Annotated in this window: 21 protein-coding genes and 1 pseudogene; 8 read left to right on the forward strand and 14 right to left on the reverse strand. The window is 68.7% G+C overall.

Translation table 11 applies throughout. The annotated features are described in order from the left end of the window. Positions 1–49 precede the first annotated feature (49 nt). Positions 50–1,867, forward strand: a complete 1,818-nt coding sequence (locus AC0685_RS01720; protein ID WP_478223798.1) for a substrate-binding and vWA domain-containing protein — start codon at positions 50–52, stop codon at positions 1,865–1,867. Between the two features lie 11 nt (positions 1,868–1,878). Beyond that, positions 1,879–2,619 carry a hypothetical protein gene (locus AC0685_RS01725; RefSeq protein WP_478223799.1) on the forward strand — a complete coding sequence of 247 codons (741 nt, stop codon included), beginning with the start codon at positions 1,879–1,881 and terminating at the stop codon, positions 2,617–2,619. 2 nt (positions 2,620–2,621) lie between these two features. Here AC0685_RS01725 and AC0685_RS01730 read toward each other — a convergent pair whose 3' ends face one another. Then, positions 2,622–3,629: a hypothetical protein gene (locus AC0685_RS01730; protein ID WP_478223800.1), complete on the reverse strand. Its 1,008-nt coding sequence runs from the start codon at positions 3,627–3,629 to the stop codon at positions 2,622–2,624. A 94-nt stretch (positions 3,630–3,723) separates the two neighbouring features. Here AC0685_RS01730 and AC0685_RS01735 point away from each other — a divergent pair, with 94 nt between their 5' ends. Then, positions 3,724–4,515, forward strand: coding sequence for a DUF2470 domain-containing protein (locus AC0685_RS01735; RefSeq protein WP_478223801.1), 792 nt, complete (start codon positions 3,724–3,726; stop codon positions 4,513–4,515). Here the strand turns inward: AC0685_RS01735 and AC0685_RS01740 are convergent. Next, positions 4,512–4,974, reverse strand: a pseudogene (locus AC0685_RS01740) (PPOX class F420-dependent oxidoreductase). The gene AC0685_RS01735 and the pseudogene AC0685_RS01740 overlap by 4 nt on opposite strands. Before the next feature lie 23 nt (positions 4,975–4,997). On the opposite strand from AC0685_RS01740, the gene AC0685_RS01745 reads away from it, so the two are divergent. The 3 genes from AC0685_RS01745 (at position 4,998) to AC0685_RS01755 (ending at position 7,732) form a co-directional block, all read left to right on the forward strand. Continuing rightward, complete coding sequence (locus tag AC0685_RS01745; protein WP_478223802.1) at positions 4,998–5,795, forward strand: CPBP family intramembrane glutamic endopeptidase; 798 nt, start codon at positions 4,998–5,000, stop codon at positions 5,793–5,795. A gap of 13 nt (positions 5,796–5,808) precedes the next feature. Then, positions 5,809–7,020: an arginine deiminase gene (locus tag AC0685_RS01750; RefSeq protein ID WP_478223803.1), complete on the forward strand. Its 1,212-nt coding sequence runs from the start codon at positions 5,809–5,811 to the stop codon at positions 7,018–7,020. A 157-nt stretch (positions 7,021–7,177) separates the two neighbouring features. Further along, entirely contained in the window at positions 7,178–7,732 is a 555-nt protein-coding gene (locus AC0685_RS01755; RefSeq protein WP_478223804.1) for a ferritin, read from the forward strand. Positions 7,733–7,807: 75 nt separating this feature from the next. Here the strand turns inward: AC0685_RS01755 and AC0685_RS01760 are convergent, their stop codons facing one another. The 4 genes from AC0685_RS01760 to AC0685_RS01775 all read right to left on the reverse strand — a co-directional run bounded on the left by AC0685_RS01760 (position 7,808) and on the right by AC0685_RS01775 (position 10,651). After that, a complete protein-coding gene (locus AC0685_RS01760) occupies positions 7,808–8,650 on the reverse strand; it encodes a hypothetical protein (protein WP_478223805.1) in 843 nt (280 codons plus the stop codon). Continuing rightward, on the reverse strand, positions 8,647–9,159 hold the full coding sequence (locus AC0685_RS01765; protein WP_478223806.1) for a SigE family RNA polymerase sigma factor: 513 nt from the start codon (positions 9,157–9,159) through the stop codon (positions 8,647–8,649). The genes AC0685_RS01760 and AC0685_RS01765 overlap by 4 nt, the downstream gene beginning before the upstream one ends. Before the next feature lie 184 nt (positions 9,160–9,343). Beyond that, on the reverse strand, positions 9,344–9,697 hold the full coding sequence (locus AC0685_RS01770; RefSeq protein WP_340685963.1) for a DUF952 domain-containing protein: 354 nt from the start codon (positions 9,695–9,697) through the stop codon (positions 9,344–9,346). Between the two features lie 72 nt (positions 9,698–9,769). After that, positions 9,770–10,651 (reverse strand): DUF5926 family protein, encoded by an 882-nt coding sequence (locus tag AC0685_RS01775; RefSeq protein ID WP_478223807.1) that lies wholly within the window; start codon positions 10,649–10,651, stop codon positions 9,770–9,772. Between the two features lie 290 nt (positions 10,652–10,941). Here AC0685_RS01775 and AC0685_RS01780 point away from each other — a divergent pair, with 290 nt between their 5' ends. Together AC0685_RS01780 and AC0685_RS01785 are read left to right on the forward strand one after the other, a co-directional pair. Continuing rightward, a complete protein-coding gene (locus tag AC0685_RS01780; protein ID WP_340685965.1) occupies positions 10,942–11,154 on the forward strand; it encodes a hypothetical protein in 213 nt (70 codons plus the stop codon). A 49-nt stretch (positions 11,155–11,203) separates the two neighbouring features. Then, entirely contained in the window at positions 11,204–12,373 is a 1,170-nt protein-coding gene (locus tag AC0685_RS01785; RefSeq protein WP_478223808.1) for a cytochrome P450, read from the forward strand. Positions 12,374–12,531: 158 nt separating this feature from the next. Here AC0685_RS01785 and AC0685_RS01790 read toward each other — a convergent pair whose 3' ends face one another. The 8 genes from AC0685_RS01790 to AC0685_RS01825 form a co-directional block, all read right to left on the reverse strand. Further along, positions 12,532–12,840 (reverse strand): antibiotic biosynthesis monooxygenase family protein, encoded by a 309-nt coding sequence (locus AC0685_RS01790; RefSeq protein ID WP_478223809.1) that lies wholly within the window; start codon positions 12,838–12,840, stop codon positions 12,532–12,534. 98 nt (positions 12,841–12,938) lie between these two features. Next, a complete protein-coding gene (locus AC0685_RS01795) occupies positions 12,939–13,376 on the reverse strand; it encodes a type II toxin-antitoxin system VapC family toxin (protein WP_478223810.1) in 438 nt (145 codons plus the stop codon). Between the two features lie 18 nt (positions 13,377–13,394). Then, complete coding sequence (locus tag AC0685_RS01800; protein WP_478223811.1) at positions 13,395–13,694, reverse strand: hypothetical protein; 300 nt, start codon at positions 13,692–13,694, stop codon at positions 13,395–13,397. Between the two features lie 77 nt (positions 13,695–13,771). Continuing rightward, a complete protein-coding gene (locus AC0685_RS01805; protein WP_478223812.1) occupies positions 13,772–14,698 on the reverse strand; it encodes a DUF4328 domain-containing protein in 927 nt (308 codons plus the stop codon). A gap of 35 nt (positions 14,699–14,733) precedes the next feature. Beyond that, complete coding sequence (locus tag AC0685_RS01810) at positions 14,734–15,084, reverse strand: rhodanese-like domain-containing protein (protein ID WP_125679193.1); 351 nt, start codon at positions 15,082–15,084, stop codon at positions 14,734–14,736. A 47-nt stretch (positions 15,085–15,131) separates the two neighbouring features. Next, on the reverse strand, positions 15,132–16,763 hold the full coding sequence (locus AC0685_RS01815) for a solute symporter family protein (protein ID WP_478223813.1): 1,632 nt from the start codon (positions 16,761–16,763) through the stop codon (positions 15,132–15,134). Next, positions 16,760–17,104, reverse strand: coding sequence for a DUF485 domain-containing protein (locus AC0685_RS01820; RefSeq protein ID WP_340685970.1), 345 nt, complete (start codon positions 17,102–17,104; stop codon positions 16,760–16,762). The genes AC0685_RS01815 and AC0685_RS01820 overlap by 4 nt, the downstream gene beginning before the upstream one ends. Before the next feature lie 139 nt (positions 17,105–17,243). Beyond that, positions 17,244–19,043, reverse strand: a complete 1,800-nt coding sequence (locus AC0685_RS01825; RefSeq protein WP_478223814.1) for a sodium/solute symporter — start codon at positions 19,041–19,043, stop codon at positions 17,244–17,246. Between the last annotated feature and the right edge of the window lie 12 nt (positions 19,044–19,055).

The following is a 19,055-nucleotide window of genomic DNA, read 5'->3' on the forward strand; positions in this document are numbered from 1 at the left end:
GCAAGGCGAAACCTCCGGATAATCGGTGTTTCTCACCGGGAGGTTCTCCATGGTCGTGAATCCAGGGCAGTCCCGCGGCGGCCGCAAGGTGCTGGCGTTCGTGGCCGCCGCGGTGGTCGCGATCGGGTTGATCATCGGTTTGCGCGCGATCACGAGCGACTCCGGCGAAGAGGCCGTCGAGGCGAAGTGCACCACCGGTGACGCCGTCAAGCTGCAGGTGTCGTCGTCGCCGGAGAAGGCGGGCGTGGTCGCCGAGATCGCCAAGGGCTACAGCGGCCGCACGGTGGCCGGACGCTGCGTCGACGTGCTCGTGCGGTCGAAATCGTCCGGCACCGCGATGCAGGCGCTGTCCCGCGGCTGGAACGAGGCGATCGACGGCCCGCGCCCGGACGTCTGGACACCCGCCGCGTCGGGCTGGGTGAACCTGTTGCGCCAGAACCTCACCGGCTCCGACCACCCCGCGCTGGTGCCCGAGGGCGACCCGGAATCGGTCGCGAACGCGCCGCTGGTCGTCGCGATGCCGAAACCGATGGCCGAGGCGCTCGGCTGGCCGGGCAAGGGCATCGGCTGGAAGGATCTCGCCGCGCTGGCCACGGATCCGCAGGGCTGGGCGAAATACGGCCACCCGGAATGGGGGAAGTTCCGGCTGGGCAAGACGAATCCGAACATCTCGACCTCCGGCCTCAACGCCACCATCGGCGCCTACTACGCGGCGACGGGCACGTCTTCCGACCTCACCGCGAACGCGCTCGCGAAGCCGGAGGCGCGGACGTTCGTGCAGAACGTCGAGCAGGCCATCGTCCACTACGGCGACAACACGCTGACGTTCCTGACGAACCTGCAGAAGGCCGACGACCGCGGCGCCGCGATGTCGTACATCTCGGCGGTCACGGTCGAGGAGAACTCGCTCGTCGGCTACAACCAGGGCAATCCCACCAACGACCCGGCGAAACGCGGGCAGCACGCGCCGCCGAAGGTGCCGCTCGTGGGGATCTATCCGAGCGACGGCACGCTCAACTCCGATCACCCGTTCACCGTGCTGAACTGGGCCGACGATCTCCACAAGCAGGTCGCGGCGGACTTCCTCGCGCATCTGCGCGGCGCCGAAGCGCAGCAGAAGTTCAGTGACATCGGCTTCCGCACGTTCGACGGCAAGCCCGGTTCGCAGACCACGAAGGAGAACGGCGCCGAGCCGGATTCGAAGCTCAACCTCATCCGCCCGCCGAGCCCGCCGGTGCTGACCGAGGTGCTGAAGTCGTGGAAGGACCTGCGGAAGAAGGCGAACGTGCTGCTGGTCGTCGACGTCTCCGGGTCGATGGGCGACGGCGTCGGCGGGACCGGGAAGAACAAGATGGATCTCGCGAAACAGGCGGCCGTGGCGTCGTTGCCGCAGTTCAGCGACGCGGACAAGGTCGGGCTGTGGATGTTCTCGACGAAACTCGACGGCGGCAAGGACTTCGTGGAGCTGCGGCCGGTGTCGCCGATCGGCGGTGAACCGGGCAGGCAGGAGCTGGCGTCGCGGCTGAACGGGCTGACCCCGCAGAACGGCACGGGGCTCTACGATTCGTCGCTCGCCGCGTACGAGTTCATGAAGCAGCGGCTGGATCCGAACGCGATCAACGCGGTCGTCGTGCTCACCGACGGCCGGAACGAGGATCCCGGCGGTATCGATCTGCCGAACCTCGTCGGACGGCTGCGGGCCGAGGGCGGCGGCGAAGCGGTGCGGCTGTTCACCATCGCGTACGGGTCCGACGCCGATCTGGACGTGCTCAAGGAGATCGCCGAGACCACCCAGGGGGTCGGGTACGACTCGTCCGAACCGGACTCGATCGACCAGGTCTTCACCGCCGTGATCTCGAATTTCTGAGATCCTCGGTTATGCGTTTCGTCCGTGAACTCGGTGAGCCGTGGGGACTGCTCCTCGCGGCGACGTCGGCGGGGGCGGCCTGGGCCGTGCAGCTGCCGGTGCTCGCCGCGCTCGGCGTCGGCGTGACCGTGCTGGCCGCCCGCGCCGGAGTCGCCGCCGCCACGCGGCCGAAACCCTTGCCAGAGCCCGAAGAACGGCCATTCCCCGACGTCAAGCCCGGTTCCCCGGAGGCGGATTGGCTGCGGCGCGCGGAGGCCGCGGCCGACGGGTTCCGGTCGATTTCCGCTTCGCTCGACACCGGACCGCTCGCCGGCCGGGTGGCCGACATGGAACCGGTGGTGCGGGAAACCGTCGACACCCTCCGGCGCCTGGCCGCCCGCACGTCCGCCACCGGGAAGGCGCTGGCGCGCGTGGACCTCGGCGCGGTGTCGGCCGAAAAAGCCAGGCTGCGGAAGGATTTGAAGACCGCCGACGACGACATCCGCGGCGACCTGACCCAGTCGCTCGAAGCCGTGCAAGCACAGGAGGACGTGCACGCGCGACTTTCGAGCGCGCAGCGGAAACTGCTGGCACAGCTGCGATCCGGCGCGCTCGGACTCGACGGCCTGGTCGCCAGGGCGGCCGAATTGTCCGCCGCCACCGGGGATTCGCTGCTCGACACGACGACCATCGGCGAGCTGAGCGAACAACTGGAAGGGATCCGGCGAGGTGTCGTGGAGACCGAGGAGGCGACCCGGCGCTCGCTCGGCTGACGTCACCGGCCGAATCGGACCGGTCCGAAAACCGCGTGACCGGGCACTCCGGCCTTCGCCGTCTTCCCGGCCGCGGGCACGCCGAGCACCCACAGCCGTCCGGTCGCGGCGATGTTCGCGGCCAGCGACGGATCCGAACCACCGGCGGTGACGCCGACCTCGCGTCCGTCGGGCAGGACGGTCCTGCCCTTCACGGTGACCATGCCGAACTGGTTGACCGAGGCAGGCCCGGGCACGACGGCGAGTTCGGTCCACCGCGGCTCGGGCAGCTTCCTGAGCAGCATCACCGCGACGATCGCGAGCCCGAGGGCGCCCACCGCGCAGCCGTAGCCGAAGAACCACGTCACCTTCACCACGACGCTGTCCCGCCGCGGATAGTCGACCGCCGTCCAGAAGCCGAACGCGCTCGCGACGAGCAGCATCACAACAGTGATGAAGTAGTACGCCGCGAGAAAACGCCGCTGGGTCGCGAGCATCCGGCCCGGCGACACCGGCTCCGCGGCGAACGGGATCGAGCCCTTCACCGCGGTGTCGCGGAACGCACCGCGGCGCGGGACGACGACACCGGGCAGCACGACGAACGGGCCGAGCACCCAGAGCCGTCGCTGGGCCGCGAGTTGCGCCCGGAGCGGAGCGGGTAACCGCACGACGAGCCACCGCCCGTCCAGGGGAACGCTCACCCGTGCACCGGCGACGACGGCGCCGTCCAGCCCGTTCACCAGGCGGAACGGCTTGCCGGTGAGCTTCCGCATCGAGGAGGATCCGGCAAGGGCGGAGTAGCCGAAGTACACCGAAGACGGTGTCATGAAGACCAGAAGGGCCAGGGGCGCGGCGATCCCGTGTCCCCCGGACACCGCGAGCACGACGCCCAGCGCCACGAGCAGTCCGGTCGCGATGGCCATCGTCCCGGCGGTGACGGTGTTGCGGTCGAGCAGGTCCACCAGGACCGGCATGTTCGTCGCCGGAATCCCTTCGGGTGGTTCGAGCACCCGGATTCCGTGGGTTTCCACCTGGTCAACGTATACGGATGCGGTGAGACGTGATCCAGGCTACTTCCACTCGGTGGCCAGATCAGGTTAGGCTCACCTAACCAGGAGGTGAGCCGTGACCACACCGACGTCCATCCGCCGCCCGCCGGCGCCGAACCCCGCCGAACGCGCGAAGACGATCGCGACCCGCAACGGGCCGGCGACGCTGATGCCGACCGCGGAGCAGCGTGACCAGCCAGGACAGTACGGCCGTGTCATCCCCGAACTGCACCACGTGCACACGAGCGGCAGCGTCAGCATCCTGCTGCCGGACGAGCACCACCTGGTGAAACGCGCGCACGAGGCCCAGCGCGGCGAGCTCGCGGTGATGGTCGAACTGACCGATCAGGCGCCGGTCGACCTGCGGGAACCCATCCGCGGGCTGCTGTGGATCACGGGCTGGCTCCGCCCGCTCTCCGAGGTTTCGGCGCGGGCCCGCGCGGTCTCGATCGCCGAGACCCGGCCGGACGAGCGGCTCCTGGACGTCGGGCACGGCCTGACGCTGCTGCGGCTGACCCCGGCGTCACTGGTCCTCGCCGACGCCGAGGGCACGCATTCGCTCCGGCCGCACATGTTCAGCGCCGCGCCGCCGGATCCGTTCCACGACTACGAGGCCGACTGGCTGCGGCATCTGGAGACCGACCACGCCGACGTCGTCCAGCAGCTCGCCAAACACGTGCCCGCCGAACTGCGCGGCGGGTGGATCCGGCCGCTCGGGCTGGACCGCTACGGGCTGCGGCTGCGGGTCGAGGCCGACTCCGGCGACCACGACGTCCGGCTCGCGTTCTCGCGTCCGGTCGAAGGTCCGCAGCAGCTGAGCGGCGAGATCCGCCGTCTCGTCGGCTGCCCGTACTTTCCGCAGGGTTAGGCCAGCTCTGCCGGGAAACCGCCCTTGGCAATCGGACCCCACGACTCGATGGTGACGCGGATGATGCTCTTGCCCTGCTTGACCATCGCTTCGCGGTACTCGTCCCAGTCGGGGTGCTCACCGGAGATCGCGCGGAAGTAGTCGACCAGCGGCTCGATCGAATCGGGCAGGTCGAGCACCTCGGCGGTGCCGTTCAGCTGGACCCACCGGTCGTTCCACTCGTCGGAGAGGACGCAGGCGGACACCTTCGGCTCGCGCCGGATGTTGACGACCTTCGCGCGCTTCGGGTACGTGGAGATGACCAGCCGACCTTCGGCGTCGACACCGCAGGTCACCGGGGAAAGCTGGGAGCCGCCGTCGGCCTTGGTGGTCATCAGGATGGCGCGGTGACGGGTGGACAGGAAGTCGACGAGCGCGGCGCGGTCGAGGAGTTTCGTTGGTCGCGATGCTCCTTGGCATGACCCGACGGTAACGTGCGGCCGATGAGCTGGCTGCGTCCCGAACGCCCGGCGCTGCCGGAATTCGTGGAAGATCCGGCGCGCCGCCGCGCGATCGTCATCGAACTGGCCGTCGTCTTCGGCATCACCCTCGGCCTGTCCGGGCTGCGCAGTCTGCTGTCCCTTGTGGACTCGCTGCTGCAGCCGGTGCCGCTGGCGCAGCAACAGGCCCAGCTGAACGTTCCCCAGGCGACACTGAGCCTGGTCGACCTGCTCAAGCAGCTGCTGAGCGCCGGCCAGCTGGTCGGCTGGGGCGCGCTCGGGCTGTACCTGTTGTGGCGCGGCGGGATGAAGCTCGCGGAGATCGGCCTCGACAAACAGCGGCCGGGCCGCGATGTCGCCCACGGGCTGCTGCTCGCCGCGGCGATCGGGATTCCGGGGCTGGGGCTGTACTTCCTGTCCTACGGCCTCGGGTTCAGCCTGTCGGTGCAACCGTCCACTTTGAGCGAGACGTGGTGGCGTCCGATCACGCTGACGTTGTCGGCCTTCGGCAACGCGTTCGCCGAAGAAGTGCTCGTCGTCGCGTACCTGCTGACCAGGCTGCGGCAGCTCGGCTGGCGCGAGAACACCTCGCTGGTCGCGTCTTCGGTGCTTCGCGGGTCGTATCACCTGTATCAAGGTTTCGGCGGTTTCGTCGGCAATGTCGTGATGGGCCTGGTGTTCGGCAGGCTGTGGCAGAAGACGAACCGGCTGTGGCCGCTGATCGCCGCGCACACCGCGCTGGATTTCGTTTCCTTCGTCGGATACGCGCTGCTCAAAGGGCGAGTTTCCTGGCTTCCCTAGCTAGTGTGAAACCGTGATTGACGAGACGACTCCACCCCGAGTTGACAGCGAAGTCGGCCCCCTGCGTGCGGTGCTGCTGCACAGGCCCGGCAACGAGCTCAAAAGGCTCACGCCTCGCAACAACGACCAGCTCCTGTTCGATTCCATCCCCTGGGTGGACCGCGCGCAGGAGGAGCACGACGCGTTCGCCGAGGTGCTGCGCGGCCGCGGCGTCGAGGTGCTGCTGCTGGCCGACGCGCTGCGCACGGCGCTCGCGGACACCCGCGCCCACGCGGCGGGCGTGCACGCGGCCGTCGACGAGCGGCGGCTGGGGCCCGACCTCGCCGATTCGCTCCGCTCCCATCTGTCGAGCGTCACCCCGGCGACACTGGCCGAGGTCCTGATGGCGGGTATGACCTTCGAGGAACTGCCCGCCGCCGAGGGCGCCTCGCTGGTCCGGCTGATGAACCACCCGAACGACTTCGCCGTCGATCCGCTGCCGAACCTGCTGTTCACCCGTGACTCGTCGGCGTGGATCGGCGACCGGGTCGCGGTCTCCTCGCTGACCATGCCCGCCAGGGTCCGCGAGACCGCGGTGCTGGACCTCATCTACGCCTACCACCCGTGGTTCCGCCACGCGTCCCGCGCGTACGGCGCGCATTCGGCACCGATCGAGGGCGGCGACGTCATGCTGCTCTCGCCGGGTGTGCTGGCCATCGGCGTCGGCGAGCGGACGACGGCGGCGGGCGCGGAGTCGCTGGCGCGGTCGGTGTTCGCCGACGGGATCGCGCACACCGTGCTCGCCGTCCCCATCCAGCAGACCCGCGCGACCATGCATCTGGACACCGTCTGCACGATGGTCGACGCCGACGCCGTCGTCATGTATCCGCTTTCCCGCGATTCACTGACCGCGTTCACGATGCGGCCCACCGGCGACGGTTCCGTGAAGGTGGAAGGCCCGGCCCCATTCCTCACCGCGGCCGCCGAAGCAATGGGAATCGACCGGCTCCGGGTCATCGACACCGGCCTCGATCCGGTCACCGCCGAACGCGAGCAATGGGACGACGGAAACAACACCCTCGCCCTCGCGCCCGGCGTGGTCGTCGGGTACGAACGTAATGTGGAAACCAACGCGCGCTTGGCGGAAGCCGGTATCGAGGTACTGGCCATCACCGGCTCCGAGCTGGGCTCCGGCCGCGGCGGGCCGCGTTGCATGTCGTGCCCCATCCGGCGCGAAAGCATCTGACAGAGAAATTAAGTAAGCCTTCCCTAATCGATTTCAATTGATTAGGGAAGGCTTACTTAATTGAGGTGAACCTAGTATTGGGAATACTAACCTAATAGGGGGTACATCACCAGAGAAAAGTGGAAATCGAATATGCGGATGACGTATCGTCGAACACATGGCCCTCACCAAGAAGAAGCAACCGCGCTCGAAGTTCTACGAACTGCTGCAGGCGCAGATCCACAACGAGTTCAACGCCTCCCAGCAGTACATCGCGCTGGCGGTCTGGTTCGACGCCGAGGACCTGCCACAGCTCGCGAAGCACTTCTACAAGCAGTCCGTCGAGGAGCGGAACCACGCGATGGCGCTGGTCCAGTACATGCTGGACACCGACCACCATGTGGAGATCCCCGGCACCGGCGACGTGCGCAACGACTTCTCCGACGTCCGTGAACTGATCGAGCTCGCGCTGCAGCAGGAGAAGGACGTCGCGACCGACATCCAGCAGCTGGCCAAGGCCGCCCGCGCCGAAGAGGACTACATCGGCGAGCAGTTCACGCAGTGGTTCCTCAAGGAGCAGGTCGAGGAGATCTCCCAGATGTCCACGCTGCTCAACATCGTCAAGCGCGCGAACGGCAACCTGTTCGAGGTGGAGAACCACCTGCACCGCGAATCCGTCGGGGACGGCGGCGCCGACTCGGGGATGCCCCCGGTCGCCGGCGGCGCGCTCTGACGCACCGGCCAACGCTCCCACCACGGGAAAACCCGGGCTCTCCCCCTTGGAGAAGCCCGGGTTTTCTTCATCCCGTCAGCTGAACTGACAGCCCTGCTCGATACGGGTCAGCAGGATGCCGAGGGCCGACCCGTCGTTGGCCAGCGCGATCCGGTACGCGCTCACCGAACTGATCGGCGCGAAGTAGGCGCTGCCGTTCTTGGTGCCGCCGGGGTAGGCGGCGAGAATGTCCGCTTCGCTCGAACCGACCCCGATCCCCTCGGGGGTGTGCACCGCCCCGGCCGGGTTGATGACGGTGATCCCGTCCGCCTCGGTCAGCGACACCGAAGTCGGTCCCGGAACGGCGGTTCCTTCCACGTAACCGTAGACGCAGTCTTGCCGCCAATCCTTCGCGCGCAGCGGACCGACGGCGGCTTCCGCCTCCTCCTCGCTCATCCCGAGCCGGAGCTTGCCGAAGCCGGCCGGGGTCAGCAGCGCGCCGGTGGTCACCTTGCGCGGTGTCGGCGGGTTCGTGGCGGCGGTGCTCTTCGGCGGCTTGACCGGCCCGTCGGGGGCCGTCGACGGCGGTGACGCGGCCGACGGGTTCGGCGACGCCGCCGGGGAGGAGACCGGCGGTGCCGAACTCCCCGGCCCAGGCCGCGCCAGGCTCGACGGGGCCGCCCCCATGGTGAGCTGATCGCCTCCGGGGAAGGCCGCGCCGTTGTCCTTGTCGTGGATCGTGAAGACCGTGACCCCACCGGCCAGCAGGACCACCGCGGCGGCCATCCCACTCGTCGTCTGCATCAGCTGACGGCGGCGACGGCGACGGCGGGCGCCCGCGACGATCGTCTCGGGATTCAGCGTGGGTCCCACGCCCAGCCGCTCATCAGAGAACAGGTCACGCAGCTTCCGCTGCACGTCCTCTTCGGACATGTTCATCCCGCTTCCCTCCCTTCGTCCTTGGGCTCGATCAGGGCGAGCTTCGTGCGCAGCGACGCGATCGCCTTGCTCGCCTGGCTTTTGACGGTGCCCTGGCTGACCCCGAGCGAATCCGCGATCTCGGCTTCGGACAGGCCTTCGTAGTAACGCAGGACCATCACCGCGCGTTGCCTGGGCGGCAGCGCGCGTAACGCCTGCCACAACGGCTCGTGCTCGAACGGGTCGGCGGGGCTGTACGGCTTGGTGTCCGGCAGGTCGGCGACCAGGTTCTCGCGTTTGGTCCGGCGCCAGCGGCTGATATGCGCGTTGGCCATCGAACGGCGGACGTAGGCCATCGGGTCGCCGGTCTTGTGCTGGACGTACGACCAGCGGGAACCGATCTTCTCCAGCACGGTCTGGACCAGGTCGGCGGCGTCGTGCGGATTTCCGGTGAGGGCGTGGCCGTACCTCAGCAGACCCGGGAGGCTGGCCCTCACGAAGTCGCCGAAGTCGATGAGTTCACCCGGCACGTCACTCCTCCGGCTCTCGCCGGCCCCCCAGACGTCCGTCCCCGGTATGACCGTCGCGGCAGCGGTCACCGTATCGCCTCCTCCCGGGGTCATCCGGCCAGGTTCGCCTGGCTCACCTCTCCCGAAACGCATGACCGCCCCCACAGGTTGTCTCTTGCCGCGAACCAGTTCGAGGGACGCCTGCTCAACGCCTCGACACGGAGCCGGGAATTCTGAACGTACCGTCCCCCTGAACAGGGAATTCGTGGACGGCCACCACGGCGTTACGCGGTATCGGCCCGTACACGTGGGGGAACTGGAGGCCTGCCGGATGCGGCGGGTCGCCGTCCTCCCAGACGACGGGCGCGCCGACGAGCGCCGGGTCGATTTCCAGCAGCACCAGATCGGTGCGGCCGGGGAACACGGCGTTGGCCGGGATATGCGCCGTTCCCGGGTCCGAGCAGTGGATGAAGCCGTCGGAGCCGAGCGACGCGGCAGTGTAGACGCCGCCTTCGGGCACCGCGGCCCAGTCGGCCTTGGGGCAGATATGGAGGATCACGCACCCATCCTCGCGCATTTCGTCCTCTGGATGCGGAGCCCGCATTCAGAGGACGAAACGCGCGGGAAGGGATCAGCGGATGGTGAGCTGGCGGCCGATCAGGCCGTCGCGCGAGCGCCGTTCGGCGGCGTTGAGCGGCTCGTTGTCGAGCGACTTCAGCGCGGCCTCGAGGCGGACGCCGAGCTGTTCCTTCGCGTCGGCCCACTCGCGGGCGTGAGCCTCGGGGTCGAGATCCCACACCGGGACGAGCAGCCCGTGCGCGCGGAACGAACCGGCGTAGCGGGAACCTTCGCCGAGGCTCAGCTCGCCGGCCGCCGACAGCCGCGCAAGCGCTTGCAGCAGCAGGTTCTCCGGTTCCGGGCGGACCCAGCGCAGGTGCGCCTTCTCGCCGGCGAGCACCCAGTACGCGCCCGCGCCGAGGCGTTCGGTCGGCATGATCGCCGCGTTCGCGCGCTCGAGGGACAGCGCGACGTCGCCGCCGGCGTCAGCGTCTTCGGGGAGCCACCAGGCGAAGTCGTTGTAGAGCGTGACGTCGAGTTCGGCGTTCACGTCGAGCAGGTCCTGGAGACGGGCCTTCTCGTCGGCGGTGGGCGGCGTCGTGGTATCCGGCACGGACAGGACGTCACCCTCCTTGGCGTCCAGCACCCACTGGAGCGCGCGGCCGAGGTCGCGGCTGATGTCCGAGGACCGGGTCTGCACCTGCATCCCGACGTAGCGCTCGCCGTCGGACCGGACGAACGCGGCCGCCGCCATCGGCAGCACCGTGCCGAGCGTGACTTTCTCGCCGGAGCCCAGCGTGAGCGCCGCCGTCGCCGACGGGACGAACTCGCGCAGCGCGATCAGCTCGGTCTCCGCCGCGAGCCCCTCGAAGGGCTGGCCGACGAAGACGTCGCGCACCTTCGGCTTGCGATCCGAGGTCGTCTTGGGACCCTTCTTGCGCGAACCCTTGCCCACGTCAGCCTCCTCAAAGCTCGGTTCGGAACGCTATCGCGGGAAGGCACGCGTCTCGTAAGGCCCCCGGGGTTGGTGACGAAGGCGGCGCGGACGACACCCGGCCGACCACCGGATCGACCGGATCGGTGGGTTTCAGCGGCCATCCGGGTACCACGGAAACGTGACTGAAAACGGTTGTCATCATCCGGACGATCGAATCGCGGGTGATCAGCCTGCCGTTTCCCCCGTACCGCACCGAATACTCGATCACGGCGCCATTCCGGCGCCGTAGTGCGGAGAAGGGATCACAGATGAGCACCTCGAAGCGCCGGGCCGCCTTGGCCGCGGTTCCCGTGGCACTCGGACTGATGCTGGCCGGGCCCGCGGCAGGCACGGCTTCGGCCGCGCCGGAGCCCGGCAGAGCGGACCAGGCCCGTCATTGCCTGCTGCTGTGCGGCGGCCATCACCACGGGCATCACCATCACGGCCTGCACCTGCACCTGGGGCTTTGGCTGCATCTGTAGCTCTCTGCCGCGCCGGGGCGGCCACCCCGGCGCGGGTTACAGTCGGCACGTGTTCGACCTCGCCGACCCGGCCTTCCTCGCGAATCCGTACCCGTATTTCGCCGACCTCCGCGAGCGCGGCGAAGTCCACCGCCACGACGGCCTCGGCATCGCCGTGGCGGTGTCGCACGCGGCGTCGGCCGCCGTCCTGCGGCATCGCGGGCTCGGCCGCATCTGGCAGGACGCGCTGCCGGTGGAGCGGTTCGCGTCGTTCAACCTGCTGCACCGCAACTCGCTGCTGGAGAACGAGCCGCCCGCCCACACGCGGCTGCGGCGGGTGATCGCGGGCGCGTTCGGGCGCGGGCACGTCCAGCGGCTGCGGCCGATGGTCGCCGAGCTCGCGGACGGCATGGTCGACGGGCTCGCCGCCGAGATCGCCGAAACCGGCTCGGCCGACCTGCTGGCGCATCTCGCGCAGCCGCTGCCGGTCGCGGTCATCGCGGAACTCCTGGGCGTCCCGGTCGAGGACGGCCCGCGCATGGTCACCCTTTCGAACCACATCGTGAAGATGTACGAATACGGGCTCGCCGAGGAGAAGCGCGACGCCGCCGAAGCCGCGGCCTCGGAGTTCGTCGAATACCTGCGTGGCGTCGCGAAGCAGCGCGCGAACTCCCCCGGCGACGACATCGTCAGCGATCTTCTGCGCAGTGAGCTCACCGAGGACGAACTGGTCGCGACCGCCGTCCTGCTCCTGATGGCCGGGCACGAGGCGACGGTGAACGTCATCGGGAACGGCGTCAACGCGCTGCTGACCCACCGCGACCAGTGGGAGCGGCTGCTGGACTCCCCGGATCTGCTGGACCCGTGCGTCGAGGAGCTGATCCGCTTCGACGCGCCGCTCCAGCTCTTCGAGCGAACCGCGACCGCCGACGTCGAGATCGCCGGATTCCCGGTGGCCGAGGGCGAGAAGATCGGCGCGCTCCTCGGCGCCGCCGCACGGGACCCGAAGGTCTTCGACCGGCCCGACATCCTCGACATCGGCCGCACACCGAACGCGCACCTCGGCTTCGGCATGGGCATCCACTACTGCGTCGGCGCCCCGCTCGCGCGCGTGGAGATCGCGGCCGCGCTGAGCTCCCTCGCCTCGAAGCTGCCGGGACTGGAACTCGCCGAAACCCCGGAGCGGCGGCCCGAATTCGTGATCCGGGGGCTGCGCTCGCTCCGGGTCACCACGGGCTAGGCCGTGTCCTGTAAGTCTGTCCGATGGGCTTCGTGATCCAGGTGGTTCCTGGCGGTGCGGGCGGTTCGGCCTCGTACCGGGTTGTACTCGGCTGAGCCGCCCGTGCCGTCAGGGGACGCCTGGGCGCGAAGACCGCGGGCAGACTTGCAGGACACGGCCTAGGAGTACTCGACGACCACTTCGTAGAGCGCGGCGTTGGGCGTCGCGACCTCCGCCGCGCGTTCGGTCGACGCCTGGAACACCTGGTTCTTGCCTGCCGCCTCCCAGGCTTCCTTGCTGTCGTAGTGCGTGACGTTGACCAGCTGGAAGCGTGAATCGGGCAGCAGAGCCCGATGGAGCTTGGCGTCGCGGAAACCGGGCGCGTCCCGCATCAGCTTCGCGCGCTCTCGCCACGTCTCGACGAACTCGTCCACACGGTCCGCGGGGATCTCGAAGACATTGATGAAGGTGACGCCGTCGTCGCTCATGAGCACAGTCTCGAACCTCCAGCGAACTGGAGGTCAACGGTGACCTGGCTCACCCCGGCGGCGACGGCAGCAAAGGTCCCTTGCTCTCTTTCGGCAGGTCAGCGCGCGGTTTCGGGATAGAGCGTGAAGTGGGAAACGTGCACCGGCTTGATGTGCTCGAAATGCCGGCGGTCAACCGTCGCCACCTCTACCGTCTTCAACCGTTCCGCCGTGGCCACGACCGCGGCGTCGGCCAGGCCGAGCGGCCAATCCGAGTACTGGCGCATCAGCACGGCCATCCGCCGGAAATCGTCGTCCATGGGGTGGTAGACGGCGAACTGAGGCGAGCGCATGAGCCCTTCGATGAACGCCGCCTCGGCTTCACCGCCGAGGTACTTCTCTATGTAGTGACATACCTCGGTCAACACCAGCGACGGCACCAGCAGATCACGCGTGGCCGCGGTCTCCAGCCACGACACCACGGCCAGATGATGATCATCTTTTCGGCTGACCATGGCGATGAGCGGGCCAGCATCCACCACTATCGGGCGCGCCATCGGATTACCTGGTGCGCCTCAGGCGACATCCTGGCCGCGCACCACGGCCTTCACGCTTTCGGACGCGTCCGCAGGAAGATCGAACATCCCCAAAAAGGACGGCGGCGCATACGGCTTCGACGGCTCGTCCTTGGCTGGCTCAGGCCTGCGGATTCCATGAGCGGTGAGGCCTGTTTTCACGCCAGGGTAAAATCGCTCAGCGGCAGGCCGCGCGATCTTCGGTCTGGGGGCGGACGGTTTGTACAGACCGAGCACAGCAGACCTCGCCCGGCCGGTCTCCCCGGCGGGCAGATCACACTCCTGCTGCTCGCTGCTCATACCCCCATGTTACAGACCGATCCACTTCCAGCGGAGTGCGGAGATCCCGCATTCAAACGTTCAGTGGAGAAGTTGCGTCAGCGCACTGAAGAGGCCGGGCGCTCCCGCCGGTCCGGATCCGGCGCCCCCTCCACCTTCAGCACGCGAAGCAGCCGAAGGCGCTTCTCCGCCACAGGCGCGAGCAGGTCCGACATGCGCTTCACGAGCAGCGCCGTCACCACCGCCAGCCCTGCCGCGGCCAGGTCGGTCAGCGCGACCAGGACGACCCCGTCGGCCAAGGCCTGGACGCCGTCACGGAACCGCCAGACGATGACGAGCCCGAGCAGCACCCAGTTCAGCATCCAGACGCCCCACCAGATCAGCACGAGCCGCGACGGCTTCGGCCGGGTGTCCCGTGTCCGGCGCAGGACGGCGTGTTCGAGTTCGGCGACGATCGGCAGCACCATGACCAGGTTCACCACCGGCACCAGCACGAACGCCAGCACGTGCCACTGCCGCCTCGGCGGCCCCTCGCCGCGGGCGTCCGCGGCGGCGTGCCTGGCCACGAGCAGCCACCACACGGTGAGCCCCGACGGCAGCAGCGAAAGGATCGTCGTGAGCAGGCCGGCGGTGATCACGAAGCTGTCGGACACCGAGACGACGGACGTCGACAACGCGGAGTCGCGGCTCTGCACGAGCAGGACGTAGCGCCAGATTTCGGCGGCCGAGGCGACGACGGCGAGAGCGGCGAAGGTCCACAGCACCGGCAGGAGGCTTCGCGTGATCACCCGCAGCCGTTCCCCAGCGGTGACCTCGCCGGAGGCCGTCCCGGGGACCGCGGTCGGCCGCCGCCAGACCAGGTTCGGGAAGCCCCAACGCGGTGGGACCGGATAGGACGGCGGACCGGAGTAGCGCTCGGCCACCGGATTGCGCCGCTGCGACAAGGCGCCGGGCGGCGGCGACGCGACCCAGCGGACGCGATGACGCGTCGGCTGCCGCATCGGCGCGGGGCGCACCGGCGGCATCGGTGCTCTCGGCGGGTAGTGGCCTGGCTGCACGGTTACAGCACTTCGGGTTCGACGCCGGGATGGTCGCCGACCATCGGGCGCCCCTCCTGCTTCCAGGAGCCCATCCCGCCGGCGACGTTCACCGCGTCCCAGCCGCTCGCGTTGAGCCACGCGGCGGCGCGCGCGGACCGGCCGCCGCTGCGGCAGATCACGTAGACCGGCTGGTCGTCGGGCAGGTCGTCGAGTTCGGCGACGCGCGCGGGCAGCTCACCCATCGGGATGTGCTTGGCACCCGGGGCATGCCCGGCGGCCCACTCGTCGTCCTCGCGGACGTCGAGCAGCGCGACACCGTCCTTCGGCAGGTCACGGACGGCGACGGTCGGGATGTCAGCAGGGCTCACCACAGTCCCATCCTCGCATCCCGTCCCGTTGCGCGCGCGTGAAGAGGCACTCAATGCCGGACGGCCTTTTCCGCACCGGCGCCGGTGAGCGACCGGACCTCCATCTCGGCGTACTTCTTCTGGTTGTGTTCCTTGGACAGCACGGTGCCGAGCCAGCCGAGGAAGAAGGCGACCGGGATCGAGACGATGCCCGGGTTGTCCAGCGGGAACCAGTGGAAGTCGACGCCTTGGATCATCGAGGCGCTCTTCCCGGTCTTCGGGTCGATGGGCTTACCCGAGACCGCCGGCGAGAAGACGATCAGGACGACGCACACGCTCAGACCGCCGTAGATGCTCCACAGCGCGCCCTGGGTGTTGAACCGCTTCCAGAACAGCGAGTACAGGATCGTCGGCAGGTTCGCCGACGCCGCCACCGCGAACGCGAGCGCCACGAGGAACGCCACGTTCTGGTTTTTCGCGAGGATCCCGCCGACGATCGCGACCGCCCCGATCACCAGCGCGGTGATCCGCGCGACGCGGACCTCGCTGTCCGGGGCGGTCTTGCCCTTCTTGAGCACGTTGGCGTAGACGTCGTGCGCGAACGACGCCGACGCCGTGATCGTCAGGCCCGCGACGACCGCGAGGATCGTCGCGAACGCCACCGCCGCGATGAACCCGAGCAGGATCGGGCCGCCCAGTTCGAGCGCCAGCAGCGGGGCCGCCGAGTTGGTCGTCCCCGGCGCCTTCGCGATCACGTCCGGGCCGACGAGCGCGCCCGCCCCGTAGCCGAGTACGAGCGTGAACAGGTAGAAGATGCCGATCAGCGCGATCGCCCAGACCACCGAACGGCGCGCGTCCTTCGCGGTCGGCACCGTGTAGAAGCGCATGAGCACGTGCGGCAGGCCCGCGGTACCGAGCACCAGCGCGATACCCAGCGACAGGAAGTCGAGCTTCGTCGTGCCGGTCTTGCCGTACTGCTTGCCCGGCCCGAGCAGCGCTTCCCCGGTCTGCCCGCCCTTGTCGACGGCGGCCTGGAACAGGCTGGACAGGTTGAAGCCGTACTTCCCGAGCACCCACAACGTCATCGCGAACGTGCCCGCGATGAGCAGGACGGCCTTGATGATCTGGACCCAGGTGGTGCCCTTCATCCCGCCGATCAGCACGTACAGGATCATGATCACGCCGACGACGGCGATCACCAGGTCCTGGCCGAGATTCCCTTCGATGCCGAGCAACAGGTTCACCAGGCCGCCCGCCCCCGCCATCTGCGCGAGCAGGTAGAAGAACGAGACGGCCAGCGTGGAGATCGCGGCCGCCGCGCGGACCGGGCGCTGCTTCATCCGGAACGCCAGCACGTCGCCCATGGTGAACTTGCCGGTGTTGCGCAGCAGTTCCGCGACCAGCAGCAACGCCACCAGCCACGCGACGAGGAACCCGATCGAGTAGAGGAAACCGTCGTAACCGTTGATCGCGATCGCACCGGCGATACCCAGGAACGACGCCGCGGACAGATAGTCGCCCGAGATCGCGATACCGTTCTGCGGACCGGTGAACGCGCGGCCCGCGGCGTAGTAGTCGGACGCGGTCTTCGTATTCCGGCTCGCCCGGAAAACGATCACGAGCGTGATCGCGACGAAGATCGCGAAAATGGTGATGTTGAGCGCCGGATTGCTCCCCTGTACGCCCGCTGCCAGCGTATTCACCGTTCGGTCCCTTCGACCTCGTGCCGGATCTTGTCGGCGAGCGGATCGAGTTTCCGGTTCGCGTACCGGACGTAGAGGCCGGTGATCACGAAGGTGGACACGAACTGCAGCAGGCCGAAGACCAGGCCGACGGTGATGTTGCCGAAGAGCTTGGTGCTCATGAACTCGGTCGCGTAGTCGGCGAGGAGCACGTAGAGCAGATACCAGAGGAGGAACAGGGCCGAGACCGGGAAGACGAATACCCGGAGCCTTCGTCGCAACTCGGCGAATTCGGGGCTCGCCTGCATCTTTTCCCAGTCGGATTCCGGATCGGACCCGAGACCTTGATCGGTATCGCTCACATCGGACCTCCCGTCTGCCGCGACCATTCGATGACTTCGTTGCCACGAAAGATCATGCCCCTCTTAGGGCAGGAAAGGAGCGATCCATTTGAGTGAACGGTACGACTCTGCGTAGACGCTCGCGACTCGAAAGAGTGATTTACTTCCGGTGGCGGCCTTTGCCGGTGGTCCGTGGCTTCTCTGTCTTCTCTTCGGCCTGCCCGAACCGCGCGACCGCACGATCACGCATGAACCCGAGCGGATCGGGCGCGTGCAGCCGCAGCATGACGCCGTGGACGTCGTCCGGCCGCCCGTATCCGGTCGCGCGGCTCACCACGTAGGTGGTCAGGAACGCCGCCGGCACGGTGATCAGCGCGGGCTGGTTCGAGAACCACGGCGCCCAGCCACCGCTGTACTTGCTGACGATGTTGACCACCAGCGCGGTCAGCACCAGCCCGCCGCCGACGAGCATCCCGGCCAGCGCGCCGGGCCAGCTGAGCTTGCGCCACCAGACCCCGAGCAGCAGCAGCGGGCTGAACGTCGACGCGGCCAGCGCGAACGACATCCCGACCGAAAGCGACAGATCGTCCGCGGGCAGCAGAAGAGCCAGCCCGAACGGGATGGCCGCGACGATCGCCGTCGCCACCCGGAAATCGCGAACGCGGCCGGGCAGGACGTCGGTGGACACCACCCCGGACACGCTCACCAGCAGCCCGGAAGAACTCGACAGGAACGCGGCGAAGGCGCCTGCCGCCGTCACCGCGCCGAGGATCTGACCCCAGAGCCCGGGGAGAACGGCGGACGGCAGCAGCAGGACGGCGGCGTCGGTCTTGCCGGTCACCAGCAGTTCCGGGACGTACATCCGCGAGAGCGCACCCAGCAGCGTCGGGAACAGGTAGAACAGCCCGAGCAGCAGCAGGACGTGCACCGTCGTGCGGCGCGCGGCCTTCCCGTCGGGGTTGGTGTAGAAGCGGACCAGGACGTGCGGCAGGCCCATGGTGCCGAGGAAGGTCGCGAGGATCAGCGAATAGACCTGCAGCAGATCGGTGAGACTGCCCGACCCCGGCCGGAGCCAGTCGCCGTTGGACGTGGGCGCGTCGCTGACCACCGGCACCGGGGTGCCGGCGGTGAACTTCAGCGTCGTGCCCTTCTCGACCTTGTGCCCGGCCTCCGGCGCCCACACCGCGAAACCGTTGGCACGCGCGCCTTCCACCTGTCCGTACGCCTCGAGCACGGTCACCGACGTGACCTTCAGCGTGACGTCGGCCTGCACCGAAACCGTGGTGTTCTCCGGGAACGTCGGCGGGGCGGGCTGCCCCAGCGGACGCGCGCTGCCCGGCCCACCGGAACCGAGGAACACGATGCACAGGATGAACGTCGGCACCGCGATGGCGAACAGTTTCAGCCAGTACTGGAAGGCCTGGACGACGGTGATGGCGCGCATCCCGCCCGCGATCACGTTGAAGCCGACGACACAGGTCACCAGGATCGCGCCGGCCCACGCGGGCACGGGCAGGATGGTCGCGAGCGTCAGGCCCGCGCCCTGCAGCTGCGGGACCATGTAGAGGATCCCGATGAACACCACGAACGCCGTCGAGACCCGGCGCAGCATCGTCGAACCCAGCCGCATCTCGACGAAGTCCGGCAGCGTGTACGCGCCGGACCGCCGCAGCGGCGCGGCGACGAACAGCATGAGCGCGAGATAGCCCGCGGTGAAGCCGATCGGGAACCACAGGGCGTCGGCGCCGTCCTTGAGCACGATGCCGGCGACGCCCATGAACGACGCGGCGGACAGGTACTCACCGGAGATCGCGGCCGCGTTGCGCCGGGACCGCACGGTGCGCCGGGCGACGAGGAAATCGTGCGTGCTGACGGCCGACCTCGAGGAGCGATGTCCGAGGTAGAAGGTCAGGACCGCTACCAGCACGATGCCGGCCATGGCCCACGGATTCAGCTGCACGGTGTGGATCCT

This window comes from Amycolatopsis sp. NPDC043889 (assembly GCF_056435645.1).

Bases quoted from the DNA above. Each gene is read 5' to 3' on its own strand.
- AC0685_RS01755 (WP_478223804.1), top strand. From the start codon at position 7,178: ATGGCCCTCACCAAGAAGAAGCAACCGCGCTCGAAGTTCTACGAACTG.
- AC0685_RS01720 (WP_478223798.1), top strand. From the start codon at position 50: ATGGTCGTGAATCCAGGGCAGTCCCGCGGCGGCCGCAAGGTGCTGGCG.
- AC0685_RS01725 (WP_478223799.1), top strand. From the start codon at position 1,879: ATGCGTTTCGTCCGTGAACTCGGTGAGCCGTGGGGACTGCTCCTCGCG.
- AC0685_RS01780 (WP_340685965.1), top strand. From the start codon at position 10,942: ATGAGCACCTCGAAGCGCCGGGCCGCCTTGGCCGCGGTTCCCGTGGCA.
- AC0685_RS01745 (WP_478223802.1), top strand. From the start codon at position 4,998: ATGAGCTGGCTGCGTCCCGAACGCCCGGCGCTGCCGGAATTCGTGGAA.
- AC0685_RS01800 (WP_478223811.1), bottom strand. From the start codon at position 13,694: ATGAGCAGCGAGCAGCAGGAGTGTGATCTGCCCGCCGGGGAGACCGGC.
- AC0685_RS01805 (WP_478223812.1), bottom strand. From the start codon at position 14,698: ATGCCGCCGGTGCGCCCCGCGCCGATGCGGCAGCCGACGCGTCATCGC.
- AC0685_RS01795 (WP_478223810.1), bottom strand. From the start codon at position 13,376: ATGGCGCGCCCGATAGTGGTGGATGCTGGCCCGCTCATCGCCATGGTC.
- AC0685_RS01790 (WP_478223809.1), bottom strand. From the start codon at position 12,840: ATGAGCGACGACGGCGTCACCTTCATCAATGTCTTCGAGATCCCCGCG.
- AC0685_RS01760 (WP_478223805.1), bottom strand. From the start codon at position 8,650: ATGAACATGTCCGAAGAGGACGTGCAGCGGAAGCTGCGTGACCTGTTC.